General features: G+C 35.3%; 17 protein-coding genes and 1 CRISPR repeat array. Of the genes, 13 read left to right on the forward strand and 4 right to left on the reverse strand.

Annotated features, from left to right (window positions below; all coding sequences use genetic code 11):
* A CRISPR array of direct repeats spans nucleotides 1–497; the repeat unit is 27 nt; unit sequence CTCTGTATGGAGAGTGTGGATTGAAAT.
* 183 nt (nucleotides 498–680) lie between these two features.
* Both AN161_RS24790 and AN161_RS24795 read left to right on the forward strand, forming a co-directional pair.
* A complete protein-coding gene (locus AN161_RS24790) occupies nucleotides 681–2,315 on the forward strand; it encodes a right-handed parallel beta-helix repeat-containing protein (protein ID WP_075807352.1) in 1,635 nt (544 codons plus the stop codon).
* 492 nt (nucleotides 2,316–2,807) lie between these two features.
* Nucleotides 2,808–2,999: a hypothetical protein gene (locus AN161_RS24795; RefSeq protein ID WP_053596979.1), complete on the forward strand. Its 192-nt coding sequence runs from the start codon at nucleotides 2,808–2,810 to the stop codon at nucleotides 2,997–2,999.
* Between the two features lie 182 nt (nucleotides 3,000–3,181).
* Here the strand turns inward: AN161_RS24795 and aac(6') are convergent, their stop codons facing one another.
* Entirely contained in the window at nucleotides 3,182–3,616 is a 435-nt protein-coding gene (gene aac(6'), locus AN161_RS24800) for an aminoglycoside 6'-N-acetyltransferase (protein WP_053596980.1), read from the reverse strand.
* A gap of 319 nt (nucleotides 3,617–3,935) precedes the next feature.
* On the opposite strand from aac(6'), the gene AN161_RS24805 reads away from it, so the two are divergent.
* From AN161_RS24805 to AN161_RS24845, 9 genes are all read left to right on the forward strand, one after another.
* Nucleotides 3,936–4,499, forward strand: a complete 564-nt coding sequence (locus AN161_RS24805; protein ID WP_053596981.1) for an isochorismatase family cysteine hydrolase — start codon at nucleotides 3,936–3,938, stop codon at nucleotides 4,497–4,499.
* A 1-nt stretch (nucleotide 4,500) separates the two neighbouring features.
* On the forward strand, nucleotides 4,501–5,097 hold the full coding sequence (locus AN161_RS24810; protein WP_053596982.1) for a class I SAM-dependent methyltransferase: 597 nt from the start codon (nucleotides 4,501–4,503) through the stop codon (nucleotides 5,095–5,097).
* Nucleotides 5,098–5,123: 26 nt separating this feature from the next.
* Nucleotides 5,124–5,702, forward strand: a complete 579-nt coding sequence (locus AN161_RS24815) for a DNA-3-methyladenine glycosylase I (RefSeq protein WP_053596983.1) — start codon at nucleotides 5,124–5,126, stop codon at nucleotides 5,700–5,702.
* Nucleotides 5,686–6,372: a DUF1963 domain-containing protein gene (locus AN161_RS24820; RefSeq protein ID WP_241774643.1), complete on the forward strand. Its 687-nt coding sequence runs from the start codon at nucleotides 5,686–5,688 to the stop codon at nucleotides 6,370–6,372. The genes AN161_RS24815 and AN161_RS24820 overlap by 17 nt, the downstream gene beginning before the upstream one ends.
* Before the next feature lie 546 nt (nucleotides 6,373–6,918).
* Complete coding sequence (locus AN161_RS24825) at nucleotides 6,919–7,119, forward strand: hypothetical protein (protein WP_053596985.1); 201 nt, start codon at nucleotides 6,919–6,921, stop codon at nucleotides 7,117–7,119.
* Between the two features lie 226 nt (nucleotides 7,120–7,345).
* On the forward strand, nucleotides 7,346–7,648 hold the full coding sequence (locus AN161_RS24830) for a hypothetical protein (protein ID WP_053596986.1): 303 nt from the start codon (nucleotides 7,346–7,348) through the stop codon (nucleotides 7,646–7,648).
* A gap of 638 nt (nucleotides 7,649–8,286) precedes the next feature.
* Complete coding sequence (locus tag AN161_RS24835) at nucleotides 8,287–8,673, forward strand: hypothetical protein (RefSeq protein ID WP_053596987.1); 387 nt, start codon at nucleotides 8,287–8,289, stop codon at nucleotides 8,671–8,673.
* Between the two features lie 163 nt (nucleotides 8,674–8,836).
* Nucleotides 8,837–9,505 (forward strand): hypothetical protein, encoded by a 669-nt coding sequence (locus tag AN161_RS24840; RefSeq protein WP_053596988.1) that lies wholly within the window; start codon nucleotides 8,837–8,839, stop codon nucleotides 9,503–9,505.
* Nucleotides 9,506–9,630: 125 nt separating this feature from the next.
* Complete coding sequence (locus tag AN161_RS24845; protein WP_053597035.1) at nucleotides 9,631–10,251, forward strand: SDR family oxidoreductase; 621 nt, start codon at nucleotides 9,631–9,633, stop codon at nucleotides 10,249–10,251.
* A 48-nt stretch (nucleotides 10,252–10,299) separates the two neighbouring features.
* Here AN161_RS24845 and AN161_RS24850 read toward each other — a convergent pair whose 3' ends face one another.
* The 3 genes from AN161_RS24850 to AN161_RS24860 are packed head-to-tail and all read right to left on the reverse strand — an operon-like array spanning nucleotide 10,300 to nucleotide 11,252.
* Entirely contained in the window at nucleotides 10,300–10,629 is a 330-nt protein-coding gene (locus tag AN161_RS24850) for a hypothetical protein (protein ID WP_053596989.1), read from the reverse strand.
* 30 nt (nucleotides 10,630–10,659) lie between these two features.
* The gene (locus AN161_RS24855; RefSeq protein ID WP_158003103.1) at nucleotides 10,660–11,013 is read right to left on the reverse strand and encodes a hypothetical protein; all 354 of its coding nucleotides are present in this window, start codon (nucleotides 11,011–11,013) and stop codon (nucleotides 10,660–10,662) included.
* A 47-nt stretch (nucleotides 11,014–11,060) separates the two neighbouring features.
* Nucleotides 11,061–11,252 carry a hypothetical protein gene (locus tag AN161_RS24860; RefSeq protein WP_053596991.1) on the reverse strand — a complete coding sequence of 64 codons (192 nt, stop codon included), beginning with the start codon at nucleotides 11,250–11,252 and terminating at the stop codon, nucleotides 11,061–11,063.
* A gap of 305 nt (nucleotides 11,253–11,557) precedes the next feature.
* On the opposite strand from AN161_RS24860, the gene AN161_RS24865 reads away from it, so the two are divergent.
* Together AN161_RS24865 and AN161_RS24870 are read left to right on the forward strand one after the other, a co-directional pair.
* Complete coding sequence (locus AN161_RS24865; RefSeq protein ID WP_053596992.1) at nucleotides 11,558–11,923, forward strand: hypothetical protein; 366 nt, start codon at nucleotides 11,558–11,560, stop codon at nucleotides 11,921–11,923.
* The gene (locus tag AN161_RS24870) at nucleotides 11,910–12,548 is read left to right on the forward strand and encodes an O-methyltransferase (protein WP_053596993.1); all 639 of its coding nucleotides are present in this window, start codon (nucleotides 11,910–11,912) and stop codon (nucleotides 12,546–12,548) included. Before AN161_RS24865 ends, AN161_RS24870 begins: the two co-directional genes overlap by 14 nt.
* Nucleotides 12,549–12,590: the final 42 nt, after the last annotated feature.

Consider the following 12,590-nt stretch of genomic DNA (forward strand, 5'->3'; position numbering starts at 1 on the left):
CTCTGTATGGGTGGATTGAAATGCAACTAGAAAGGAAGAAGTATATGGGAGAAAATGTTACTCTCTGTATGGAGAGTGTGGATTGAAATTTTTTTATATTGGAAGGTTTTAAATTAACATCCCAGTCACTCTCTGTATGGAGAGTGTGGATTGAAATCTTAAACCCTGTAGGCGTTACATAATTAGGTATAGTCACTCTCTGTATGGAGAGTGTGGATTGAAATTGGACCAGGTACGAACCATAAAATTCTTGGGTGTGCGTCACTCTCTGTATGGAGAGTGTGGATTGAAATTAATTTTTCTTTTGGTCTTGGTGCTGTGCTGCCAGTCACTCTTTGTATGGAGAGTGTGGATTGAAATACTAGGCATAATCATGTCACTTGTGGAGGGCATAACGTCACTCTCTGTATGGAGAGTGTGGATTGAAATTGGTAACGTGGTCCAGATAAAAATGAAGCACGATTGTCACTCTCTGTAAGGGGAGTGTGGATTGAAATCTGTACCAGCTTGAACTAAAAGAAAACATTCTTTATTTATTAGCAATTGTCTGCTTGCACAATAACGGTTGTAAATTATTTGTACAAAATTGAATAATAGGAAGTTCAATGGGGATATAAATAGAATAAAACCGATGATTTATTTCATGAGTTCATGAAAAAGCTTCGATAAGGAGTGTGGAGATGGCGACACTTGTTGTAAAGAGAAGTATAATGCACCGATACCAAAGCATTGGGCAGGCGATTCAAGAGGCAGAGCAGGGAGATTTTATTGAAATTCGAGAAGGGATATATGAAGAAAGCTTCGAGATTACCAAAAGGCTTACACTTTATGGGGTGGGCAATGTGACAATTAAAGGTGGCGTGTTTATTCGCTATCAAACACATGTGAATATGCGAAATCTGCGCTTTACACAAGGGCAAGGTATTTATGTAAAAGGAGACTTACAGCTTGAAAACTGTATAATTGAGCAGCAAATGGTGCAAGCCCAAGTGACCGTTAGCTTCGGAAGTCTAATGATGAAAAATGTTGATATTTTAGCGTCCCCCATCAATCATTTTGGCTTACGTATTGAAAATGGCTCGAGCGTTATACTTGTGGATACGACAATCCAGCATCATGTTAAGGCTCAAATCATTGTGAAAAACAGTGAAATCGCATTGACAAATTGTATGCTGTTGGAAGGTCAAACGAATGGCATTTTTGCAATACGCGATGTGAAAATGGATATTGTGGATTGTGAAATTCATGGACATCAGAAGGCACAAATTGTTGCAACCTCCAGTTCAATTTCGATGACCAATACACTTATTCATCAAGGGCAAGGTTTAGGTATCCAAGTATTCGATAGCTCGAAACTAACGATGGATGGCTGTGAAATCAAGCAACATAAGGACACGCATTTGGCTGTTCATCAAAGTGAGTTATTGGTGACAGATTCTATTTTTTCAGAAGGACAAGGGAATGGCATTTTTCTTGGAGAGAAATCTGGGGCAACATTGTATGATTGTAAGATCCATCGGCATATGAAGTCGCAGCTATTAATTGAAAATAGTAAAGCAGAGTTTTATAAATGTAGCATAACAAAAGGGGAGGCAACCGGAGTCACGATTGTCAATGAAGCGGATGTCTCAATGGCCGAATGTGATATCCAGGAACATCAGCAGTTTCACTTTGTTATTGATGCAAGCGGGCTAAAGCTTAATCAGTCCATGCTTCAATTTGGACAGTCGGGTGGTATTTATGGCAATGATCACGCCAAGATTACGCTCTATAACACAACAATTCGAGAGCTCGAAAGTCATCACATTTATATAAATAATGCTCGACTGTTTACTGAAAATTGTACTTTTGAACACATTATCGGAAATGCCATTACTTGTATTGATGCTATTTTTGAAGTTGCGAATAGTGAATTTAAGAATTGCAAAGAAAGCCCATATGCGATAGTTTGGTCTGATAAGTCAATGGGACGCATTAAGCACTGTGTGATTGATAAAGCGGATCGTACGTTTTTAGCGATGTCCAATCAATCTTTACTTGAGATGTTGAACACAGATCTAACGGCTGTAAAGATACCAGCTATTGTGCAGGAGAAGAGTCAGTTATTTATCCAAGGGTATACTGACGAGACTATGTGGAAGAGTGACGCATCGTCGAAAATTGTTTATTTACTAGCTACTACTAGCGACAAGACAAAGCACATTGTAAGCTTGTTAAATCAAGCAGAAACAGTCAATAATCAAAAACTAAATAATAAATTATTACAACAAATAAAAGCAATTCTCCAAAAAAACAATATTAATAAAACAGTGTAATAACCGAATATAAAAGTAGGATAAGTAGTTTCAATAATTTTGAAATTACTTTTTTTATGAAATAAAAGCACTGTAATAACGAGGTGAATGTATAATTAAGGTGGATACATATTAAAAAAGATTTACTGTCATTTGTCACTGTTCATTACAATTCTCAGCATATTCATATGTAAACGGTTTCTTTTGCGATTTAAACGCTTTTATGCAGAATGCTAAAATTCGACAAAAGGGCTCATTATTTTTATAATAGAATTAATAAATGACAAGAATTGTTCTAGTAACTTCATCAAAAATTATAAAAAAAATTACAATAATTTTTTGGAGAGATTAAAATTTTACTAAATTAAAGTGGATTTTAGATTGATTAATTTTCATGCTACATCCTATAATTAGTAAAAATGGTTCATGAATCGTAGTATTAGTTTGTTGTTTTAGAAATGAGGATTCTGATTGTGAAATAATAAATTATGGATGAATTAGAGGTGAAAAAGTATGTTTGGGCTTTCGAAGGAAGAAATTATGTTAATGCTGGAAAAAGTGGGATTAGAAGAGACTCAAAGAAATGCAATTGCAGATATCCTGTATCTTAACAATATGCGAATTGAGCAACAACTTGCATTTATTATCCATCTTGTGATAGACGAGCGCGAAAGAAGTATTACAAACAATACATATTTAAATTAAAAAATGTCGAAGGATCAGAAATTTGACTTTGATCACATTACATATCGTTTGTTATAGAAATTTTGAACTGACAAGGTGACGTTCCTATTAAGTAACTTTATCCTCTATATTTTTTAAAAAATCACAAGAGCTATGTATTTTACAAATGCTCTTGTGATTTTTCTTTTCATGAAACTTTCTATTTATAACTTTTTCGTAAAGCAAATAATACGGTTAGCCTCTGTGAAACCTAGCTTAAGATGGACTGCTAAACTTTCTAGATTTTGCAATTCACAATCACTCGCAAATTCTATACATCCTTTACCTTTAGCCCACTGCTCACAACTCTCGATAAGTAGCTTGGCAAAGCCTTTCTGTCGATATTGTTCTTTTACGAAGAGTCCTTCTAAATAGCCGACTGGGCTTGAGTCGGTACCTTCAACATAATCTGTTCGGAGTTGACATTGTGCAAAACCGACTGCTTCATCATCCTCATAGGCAAGGAAAATCGCGGCGTTTTCAGCATGAATCAGTTGCGCCATCTCCTCGCTAAATTCTTCTAACGTATGATTTGGCCAAAGTTGTAGTGCTAATAATGCTGCTGTTTGTATATCTTCCATGACGGCTTGTTTAATCATATTGAGTCCCCTTTTTTATGAAATGGTAAAAATTGAAACTTTTTATTAATTAGAACGTAAAAATATCAGGCGTGTTGATTAGGAAAATATAGGTTTATTATTGTGCTGTAAAAGGATTTTTTGTTGCGAGTGCTCCTGTCGTCGCAGAGCAAAGCTTTCCGCGGGAAAAGCGAGACAGACGAGACTCTGCACGGAGCGAATGTTTTCCGTACGAAAGCGAAGCGACAGCTGAAATCCGCGTCTTCTAAACAATTAAAGTGGATAAAAACGGTTAATCAACACATCTGATAAGATATAAAAATACAGGGAGGTTAGTACTTTGAAGCAAGCGTTAATGATACTTGATATTCAAAATGATTACCTTAGTGATCAATCCCGAATGCCTATAGCAGAGGATCAAATTGAGCCAACTTTAAATAGCATTAATGAGCTGATAAAAAGCGCTGAAAAGTCAAATGTCCCTATCCTCTATATTAGGAATGAATTTGAGCGAACGCAATTACTTTCAAATCTTTTACGAAAATTCACTGCGTTAAAAGGAAGTAATGGTGCTGAATTGGACGAACGACTATTAAGAGCCGAGGGTGCGTATTTTTCGAAAAAGAAAGCGGATGCATTTAGTAATCCTAGCTTAATTGAATACTTAGACAATAATGGAATAAGTGGATTAATAGTAATGGGTCTGTTTATAGAGGGCTGTGTCACTGCAACTGTGGAAGGGGCATTATCTAGAAATTTTGCTGTTACTGTTGTGAAGGATGCAGTCGCAGGCGCAACAGATAAAAGTAGGGAAGTAGCCTTAACAAAGTTAGCTACACAAGACATCTTAATTCTTAGTTCGCAGCAAATTTTTGAAGGTGAAAATCAGAAGGAGAGAACTTAAAATGACGCTTTTACAACGATTAATTGAGCAGGCTAAGAAACCAAGAGGAATCGTAGGTTCATTGATGTTACGAATAATGAATTTTGCTCATAGTGGAATGAATACATGGTTAATGAAAAATGGTGCCGTATATGATGGCGATATAGTATTAGATATTGGATGTGGAGGTGGAAAAACACTCCAAACCTTATCGAAAATCAATCCAAGTGGTAAAATCTATGGTATAGACTTTTCTGAGCAGGCTATCAAAGACTCCATAAAAACAAATCGAAAGGATGTAGCGAATGGAAAAGTGATAGTAAAGCAAGCAAGTGTTTCAAGCATTCCGTACACAGATAAGTTTTTCGATACGATTACAGCGCTCCAAACGCATTATTTTTGGTCAGACTTAGCAAATGATGTGAAGGAAGTATTTAGAGTGTTGAAGAATGGTGGGAAATTTATCATAATTTCAGAGCTCTATAAAATTAATTATCATATGAAAGCTTATAAAACAAAACCTGAAATAAAAAAGTTACTTGAAAGTGTTGGATTTCAAACCGTTCATATACAGGAAAACACACAAAAAGGATGGCTTTGTATTACAGGGATTAAATAATACATAAAAAATGGAGGATATATTTAATGAAAAGATGTGAATGGGTCAAGCAAGATGAACCTTTATATGTTGAGTATCATGACAAGGAATGGGGTATTCCTGTCTATGATGATCAGCATTTATTTGAGATGCTTTGTCTAGAAGGGGCACAGGCTGGACTTAGTTGGTGGACAATCCTACAAAAAAGAGAGGGCTACCGGGCTGCGTTCGACCAATTCGATGCTTCGAAAATCATTCTTTATACAGAGGACAAGCTACAGGAACTTAGTCAGGATTCTCGCATTGTTCGTAATAAACTAAAAATTGCTAGTGTTGTAACGAATGCTCAAGCTTTTCTACGTATACAGGAGAAATACGATTCCTTCTCTGATTATATTTGGCGTTTTGTGGATCATCAGCCGATCATCAATGAATGGTCGTCAATAGCTGATGTACCTGCGACTACAGAGATTAGTGAACGAATGAGCAAGCAATTGAAAAAGGACGGCTTTAAATTTGTTGGTAATACCATTTGCTATGCATTTATGCAGGCAACAGGGATGGTTAATGATCATGTCGTAGATTGTTTTTGTCGTAGTGAGGGTTCAGATGATGAAAATCGATGACATTAAGGCGCAACTAGTGAGACAGGCAACAATCTTTGAAACAGGTGGAGTACGACCTACACATGGTCTGCTTGAAAGCTGGATTGGCTATGTAGGATGGTCATTACCAGAGGAACAGTGGCCAGAAGGATTTCAGCCCCTTGCTGCATTATTTTTGAAGGATCTGCCTTTTGTACCAGCATCATTGCAACATATTGAGCTGCTAACGTTATTTATCAATGAAAAAATATTTGATCACCTCATAGAAGAAGATCTTAGCCGTTTTTTTGAAATAAGAGCATATACTTCACTCGAAGGGTTGATCCAGCAAACTTGGCAGCATGAGCATATTCGGGCATTTCCGCTTATCCCAAGGCTTATTGACAATGATTATCCAGCATGGGATGGGGGAGGTATTCCTTCTGAAGTGGAAGATGAAATTTTGAGGCTAGAAAACGAGGAGGAGTTTGAGTACTTCGATGATATCGTAGAGGAAATATACGCAATTCATAAAATAGGTGGCTATCCAGCTTTTTGCCAAAGTGGTCATGATTACGGTGAGGAGTTTCCGTTTGTATTACAGATTGCCTCAGACGAGAAGGCTTATTTCAATATCGTCGATAATGGAAATTTCTATTTCTTTTTTAATCCAGAGCTAAATGAGTGGCGTGTTCATTGTGATTTTTATTAACATAGCAAATCAACTTTTGCTCATAGATAACAACAATCTATAAATAAGGAATACTTCAATATAACCACCTGTGATTAGGAATCAAGTGTTCAAAAAGACTGCATGGATGATTGTCATAAATAAAGTATCCCCAACAATAACTTGTTAAATAGACGCTGCAGCGATACATCTAAAACCGATGGCAGCCACATTGAAAACATTTTGTATTGTTGAGAGAAATCAAAATGTGTTTTTATTATCAATCCTATCTATTATGATGTCCTAGTTAAATTGTCGAAAACCACTTAATTGCAAAGGTAGAGGCTAGGGTGGCTCATCGGACGCCACCAGGAAAGCGCCCAGTCGGAGCAAAAACCAACCCCACATTATGGTGAAGAGCCTTTATTCTACATAAATGCTTGGAGTTAAAAATAAGTTCAAGGACCAGTAGTTTGCCCCAGTTCGTAGGGTGGACATTAATTTTTGTCATTATATGTTGGCAACAAGGTAGGGGAAATGAAGGTACACATTTCTTATTAATTGATTTCATGATGAGGAGGAATGATGATGAGGCGGCACACACCAGAAAATAAAGGAACAAAGAAGGTGAAAAAAGTGGAAAACAAAACAGTAGTAAAAAACGGTATTAGTTTTGGCGCGGTATTAGCCATTACGATTTCGTGGAGTGTAAATCATTCAATATTATGGGCAATCATACATGGTTGTTTTAGTTGGTTGTATGTAATCTACTACGCGCTAATAAGATAATAGTGAAAAGAAGCGGGATGAATGTGGAACCTCAACTACGCAATGCTGTGCAATTATCTAGAGAAACATTGCAACATATACATACCATAGAGAATGTGTGCTTCGTTCATAACTTATGGGCATTTAGCATAAATAACAAAGTGCTCTTTTTTCAAAGAAAAGCTCATATTTTATAAAGAAGATTTACTTACATCTTTGCGTGTATCGTAGAAGAAAGGTTGATAGGATGACACATCAAGTAACCGCCACAAGCAATATTGATTTTAATGCTACAGGCGTTGAAGAAATATTACAAAATGTAGCTTATATATTATCTACTTTCGTAATATCTTGCCCTTTATACAGGGATTTTGGTTTTAGACTAGATACTCTTCCACCTTTTCAGCTTGCAAAAAGGCGTAATACTGCACGCCTTATTGAGAGCATTCAACGTTTCGAGCCACGAGCTGTAGTAGTAGATGTAGATTATCTTGGAGATGCTTATGTAGGAAAATTAGAACCAGTTGTGAAAGTAATTATAAACGAATAAACGTTCTATGTAAGTTCGCAGCTAATAATATACTATTTTCTCTCTCATATCACAAAAATATGGCTCATCACCAAAAGTTGTGGATGACATTAATTAAACGTATGCCATATATATAAGTCAGAACGGAAATCAACCACACGTTAAGGTGATGATCCAAAAATATGCCAGGCTAGTCATTGAAATGTTAGCCTGGCATATTATAAGTAGGTTAGTTTTTAAATAAAAATTAAAATTATAATTATTGCTTTGTTCATAGACCTTTTTGTATGGAACGAACTATATGCATTTTCGTAAAAAGGGATGATCTAAATTATGCAGCTTTTCTGATTGCATCAATTTTTTGGATCAAAGTTTAAGAAAGTAATACCTAAGAAACTACCGCCACCTGTTAAGAAAATATCTACTAATGTACCTGGTTCTAAGCGTCTTGAGAAATTACATGCGCAACCTTTACAATGATGGTTTCTTCTTTAAAGAAGCATTTTTCCTCTGTGCAATGACAATTTTCGTACTCACGTTCGTACTCATATTTGCTATGATGTCGTATAAAACATTTATTATATACGGGAAAAGTATGATTAATTCATTATTTAAAACGACAAGCGTATTGTATTAAAAAGATGAAATGGAGAGGGAATATGAGAGGATTAATAAAAGGCTTTTTTATTTTATTTTCCTTGGTATTAATAACTGCTGCCTTGATTAAGTATAATCAGCCTTCATTAGAACGACCCATTGAAAAATATCCCGACATAAATTATTCTGAAGAAATTGGTGGAAAATTACAAAATGCAAATTTTACACAAAAGATTATAGTAGCGTTACGAGCAGCAGGCTATTATCCAGATAGTACGATAGGCTATTTAATTGAATCTCCAAACAATCAAGTAATGACCATACGATTACATAATTTAGATCAATTTGATAAAAGTACAGAAAGCGAAATTCAAAATATCGTCAACATTATTGCGAAAAATAATAACCTTCAGTTGTTTATCGTAGATGTCCGGCCTATTGATATTTAGTAATAAGGTTAGATAGAAAACAGTCTATTGATGGATGTACAAAATAGATAAATAGATAATAAATACTATAATACCTAGCAAATTATTGAAAAATTATTATATAATACATTCCCTATTCTTGATATATTTAGTATGTCAAAAGAATTTTTGGGAGGATTTAGTAATGAAAAAGCGAGTTTTAATGGCTGTTTTAATGTTATTAGCACTAATTACAGCTGCATGTGGATCTACATATAATGAAGGGAAGAAAAACTTACCGGCTAGTGATTCAGAAAAGGTCTCATCCGAAAATAAAAAAGAAAATGATGAAGAAAACAAGGAAGAAGCGAAAACGGAAGAGTCAGAGAAAGAGGCAGCTGTACCTGCTGTGACAGTTAATAATGCGAAACGTTATTTAGAAGATCTTCCTATTTTGACTGAAGATATTCTTACATTAAATAAGATTTCCTATAACTTTATCTCAACAAACCCTGAACTATTCCCTGCTACAACTAAAGAGGCTGTTGCAAAAGTAAAAAAGCTTACAGATAAAAAGGTAACTTCGAAGCATTTAAATAAAAATGTAGAACCATATTTAGAGAAAATCATTAATTTTACTGGGGACGTTATCCAAATCGAAGAACATAAGTTAGATGATGGTACGCCAGTTACAACAATTATTTTAGATGATATGGATTTCAATGCTATTTATGCACTTGGATATCAAACAACTGACATTTTAGAAGGTGATTTCATAGATATTTGGGGATTACCACTAGGTCAGTTCCAGTATGATAATATCGATGGTGGTACTACTTTAGCTCAAGTTATCGCGACTTCCTATATAGAATAAGTACGACCGAACAGGGAGCACTCTCTTTGAGCAGTGTTCCTTTTATTTTTCTCTGGGAAGGATATTTTTTGGATACATAAGTTGAAAAATTCGTGTGCTATAATCAACACAAAGAGGTGATTATTCTGAGAATTTTAGTTTTAGGCGCAACGGGGCGTGTTGGAAGCCACATCGTTTCTCTTGCGTTACAAGATAAACATCACATTACAGCGTTAGTTCGTAATCCAAATAAGATAAAAATAGGTCATGAAAATTTACATATTTTTCAGGGTAATGTTATGGAAAAACAAGATATAGAAAATGTCATGGCGAATGTAGATATTGTGATTAGTGCATTAAACACAGACGGTACAAATACATTAACTAAAAGTATGCCACTGATTCTTGACGCAATGGAAAAAGTGAATGTGAAAAGAATTATAACTGTTGGAACAGCTGGCATTCTGCAAAGTCGTCTGTCACCAAGTATATTACGTTACCAATCGAGCGAAACAAAAAGAAAAACAACCTTTGCGGCAGAGGAGCATCAAAAGGTCTATGAATTATTGAAGCAATCTGAATGCGATTGGACCATTGTCTGCCCTACATACTTGCCTGATGGTGAATACACGGGGATCTATCGTATCGAACGAGACTTTTTACCTGAAGGTGAGGGAGAGATATCTGTAGCAGATACGGCAGCGTTTGCCTATCAACAAATTCAGAGCAAGGAATACCTGAAATCGCGTGTCGGTATTGCGTACTGATTTCCTAAACAAATATCTGCGTACTCTTTTGTATTAAAAATAGTTGAATCATACATTTTTGTTTGCCATTTTGGTTAATTGTTGAAAAATAATATCTTGATAGTTTACGTTTCGCCATAATGTAATAACATCTAATTCTGTTAGTTCTTGAAGGCAGCTTTGTATGAATTCGTATGCGATAAAATAAGCTAAGCGATTAATACCAAATCGTTTACCTCCATTAATAGAGAACCATTCAAGATACACTGCTCTTGCATCAAGTGAAGTTAAATCGCTTAAAAACTCTTCAATAATTATTTGTTTATTATTTGTAGCAAATGTTATCCATTCTAAGTCTTCTTGAAATGCAAAGTATTCATCTTTCCTCGCACTTACCATCTTTGTAGAAAAATACGTTGCAATGCCTTCCTATAAAAGCCAAGTGAATAGGCTCTCCCAGTCTACCATCGCCCAATCAATACCTCTTTTTTCGGATAATAAATGGTGTAAAGCATGCCCAAACTCATGAGCAATAATAATTTGTAAATGGCGATCTTGAAGGGAAAGTTTCTCTAAGCAAAATGCAATTTCTGGTATGATTTGTCGGTAAGTAAAAGCATTACTTCCATATAAACCTACAATCAGATGTACATCCTTTGTAAATGTGATATCGTACATCTGTTCATAGTCCCTTGCAATATCACTAATAAGCTTAGGCATTTTATCTTTTATTTCAATTAACATTGAAATCTTTTCCTGGTGCTTTGGAATAGCCATTTTCATTTTTTTTCTACATTATGGCAATGATATCGCTCATAAATCTAAATCAATTATTTGATGTGGCATGAAAAGGAGTAATTTAATGCAAGAAGATCTCTTTCTACAATTGGTTCTCCACCTGCTTCTAGACATCTTTCAGTTGCCAATTTAATTTCCTGTTGATTAAAAAATGATTGCACCCCAGTTAAAAACACTATGCCAAAAACAAGTAATAGACCAAGTTTTAAAAATGGCCTTTTCATTTTATCGCTCCTTCTTTTGAACATGAAGTTCTATACATCAATACGATTAAATTCTTAACTCCTAAAAGTCACACAACTATTAATTACCGTTTTATGGTGATGGCTGTTATTTACAGTTTAATGGAAGAACAAAGGAAAGTACATATTACAAAATTCCTTAAAACACTTGATATGTACTGTTGTTAAAGTATGGAGACAAGAAATAGGAAATGAATAAGTAGATTAATTGACAATTTGTATACATTTGTATACAATAAAGATGTAATTAAGTGTATACAAATGTATACGATGAGAGGAGAATGAAAATGAGAAGTGAAAAATTTAAGGAATTTAGAGAAGAGGGACATCATCGAGGAGGACGTCACAGAGGAAGAGACGGCTCTCATCAACGCGGAGCTAAAACTTTCCGACGTGGAAGAGCTATTGCTTTTTTAGAGATGATGAATTTAAAACGTGCAACGATTAAGCAACAATTAGAGCAACCAGAGTTTCAATCTATTCAGCCAATGTTAGTGGGCGAATTAAAAGCCATTGATATGGTTATCAATGAATTCATTCAATTATTTGAAATACATGAAAGTGAAACGACGGATGCATCCGACAATCAAGAAGAAAATGAAAAATCTTTAGATCATGATGAGGAAGGGAATAACCTGAATGAAAATAATTAATCATTATATTGATTCCGTGTTTCATAAGCAAGATACTATTTTAGAGGAGGTTATTTCGTCCATTGAAGAAAACGGAATGCCCGCCATTTCTGTTTCTGCTTCTTCTGGAAAACTTTTAACAATGCTTGTCTCGATGACAGGAGCTAAAAATATTCTTGAAATAGGGGCTCTCGGTGGATATAGTGGAATTTGTTTAGCTAGAGGGTTCGGACGTGAGGGAAAATTAACTTCTCTAGAATTAGAGGAAAAATATACGCAACTAGCTTACGGGAATTTATCGAAGGCAGGTTTTGGTGAACAAGTGACGTATATGACGGGACCTGCATTGCAAAGCCTTGAGAAGCTTGTGCAGGGTAACGAGCGATTCGATTTTTTCTTTATCGATGCTGATAAGGATAATTATGAAAACTATTTAAATTATTGTGTGAAGCTAGCAAATTCCGATGCTATCATCGTTACTGATAACGTCCTTGCTGCTGGTAGTGTTGCAGATCCAAATGCCAAACCAAAGCGCTATACGGAATTGATGAAGAAATTCAATGTAGCAGTAGCAAACCACCCTCAATTAGAGTCGGTTATTATTCCAATCGGTGATGGCATGACACTTTCAAAAGTGAAGAAATAAGCATCATTTTAACTTCTTTCAGCGGATGTCACGGAAATCGGA

This window comes from Lysinibacillus sp. FJAT-14222 (assembly GCF_001278875.1).
GTDB lineage: Bacteria > Bacillota > Bacilli > Bacillales_A > Planococcaceae > Lysinibacillus > Lysinibacillus agricola.

Coding starts and splice junctions, on each gene's coding strand:
- AN161_RS24790 (WP_075807352.1), top strand. CDS start 681: ATGGCGACACTTGTTGTAAAGAGAAGTATAATGCACCGATACCAAAGC.
- AN161_RS24795 (WP_053596979.1), top strand. CDS start 2,808: ATGTTTGGGCTTTCGAAGGAAGAAATTATGTTAATGCTGGAAAAAGTG.
- AN161_RS24810 (WP_053596982.1), top strand. CDS start 4,501: ATGACGCTTTTACAACGATTAATTGAGCAGGCTAAGAAACCAAGAGGA.
- AN161_RS24815 (WP_053596983.1), top strand. CDS start 5,124: ATGAAAAGATGTGAATGGGTCAAGCAAGATGAACCTTTATATGTTGAG.
- AN161_RS24820 (WP_241774643.1), top strand. CDS start 5,686: ATGATGAAAATCGATGACATTAAGGCGCAACTAGTGAGACAGGCAACA.
- AN161_RS24825 (WP_053596985.1), top strand. CDS start 6,919: ATGAGGCGGCACACACCAGAAAATAAAGGAACAAAGAAGGTGAAAAAA.
- AN161_RS24830 (WP_053596986.1), top strand. CDS start 7,346: ATGACACATCAAGTAACCGCCACAAGCAATATTGATTTTAATGCTACA.
- AN161_RS24835 (WP_053596987.1), top strand. CDS start 8,287: ATGAGAGGATTAATAAAAGGCTTTTTTATTTTATTTTCCTTGGTATTA.
- AN161_RS24840 (WP_053596988.1), top strand. CDS start 8,837: ATGAAAAAGCGAGTTTTAATGGCTGTTTTAATGTTATTAGCACTAATT.
- AN161_RS24850 (WP_053596989.1), bottom strand. CDS start 10,629: ATGGTAAGTGCGAGGAAAGATGAATACTTTGCATTTCAAGAAGACTTA.
- AN161_RS24855 (WP_158003103.1), bottom strand. CDS start 11,013: ATGAAAATGGCTATTCCAAAGCACCAGGAAAAGATTTCAATGTTAATT.
- AN161_RS24860 (WP_053596991.1), bottom strand. CDS start 11,252: ATGAAAAGGCCATTTTTAAAACTTGGTCTATTACTTGTTTTTGGCATA.
- AN161_RS24865 (WP_053596992.1), top strand. CDS start 11,558: ATGAGAAGTGAAAAATTTAAGGAATTTAGAGAAGAGGGACATCATCGA.
- AN161_RS24870 (WP_053596993.1), top strand. CDS start 11,910: ATGAAAATAATTAATCATTATATTGATTCCGTGTTTCATAAGCAAGAT.